The sequence below is a fragment of the Streptomyces sp. JHA26 genome, assembly GCF_002005565.1.
GTDB lineage: Bacteria > Actinomycetota > Actinomycetes > Streptomycetales > Streptomycetaceae > Streptomyces.
Map to the genome: position 1 here is coordinate 1 of NZ_BDJC01000157.1, position 821 is coordinate 821.

The window sequence follows — 821 nt, forward strand, 5'->3', positions numbered from 1 at the left end:
CGGCCACCACCGTCCCGGCAGCCGTCGCGCTGCATCAGATCCCGCGAGGTAGGGAATGGGGAAGCCCCGGGCTGTACCGGGGGCTTCCCCATTCCCCGGGTCAGATGCCTATTTGAGCCCTGGTGGCCTCGGTGGCCTCGGTGGTCGCGGTGGCGGGGAAGATGGTGGCGGTGGCAGGGAAGGTGGTGGCGTAGTTGGCTGTTGCTCTTGGCGGCGCCGCAGCACGGCGGGAAACAGGAAACCCACGATCACGCCGGCCGTCGCGCCGACCAGGAGCGCGAGCGCAACATCGTGCCGGCTGCCGGAATCGAAGAATTCCATCGGCCCTGTGATGAGCGCGCCGAAGGCACCCAGGGCGAGCGCGCCGCGCCCACGGCGGTGCAGGCTCGATCTCTCTTTGCTCACAGCTCCCTCCTTTCTGACCTGTGAGACCGTATTCAGGACGCCTACCCCAGCCAGCGGCCGAGCGCGGATCCAGCTGGAGTGGCCCCGAGCGTTCCCCACAGTGCGCCGTTCATGAAGGCATCGCTTCGGTCCTCATTGCTTCCGCCGAGGAGAGCCGATCCGATGGCCGCTCCGGATCCGGTGCCCAGACCTGTCAGTATCGCTCCGCCGATGAGGCATCCAACGCCCGTTGAACAGACGGTGGCAGTTGCTACCACACCAAGAACGCCTCCTGCGAAGCCTCCAAGGCCTTCTCCGACGTCCGGCCATCCGAACAGGCCGGTCGGGTCAATGTTGTTGATGGGGTCACCGCTGGCGTAGAGGTAGGGGTTGGTCTCCTGCCCCGACGGGTCGGGCTGGGTGAAGCGGCCGAGGGT

At 67.1% G+C, this 821-nt stretch carries 2 protein-coding genes; one reads left to right on the plus strand and one right to left on the minus strand.

All coding sequences use genetic code 11. From position 1 onward, the window contains the following. Positions 1 to 207 precede the first annotated feature (207 nt). Positions 208 to 429, plus strand: a complete 222-nt coding sequence (locus JHAT_RS34475) for a hypothetical protein (RefSeq protein ID WP_143660634.1) — start codon at positions 208 to 210, stop codon at positions 427 to 429. Between the two features lie 17 nt (positions 430 to 446). Here the strand turns inward: JHAT_RS34475 and JHAT_RS35690 are convergent. Next, positions 447 to 821, minus strand: a 375-nt coding sequence (locus JHAT_RS35690) for an RHS repeat-associated core domain-containing protein (RefSeq protein WP_290439832.1), incomplete at its 5' end; no start/stop codon positions are given.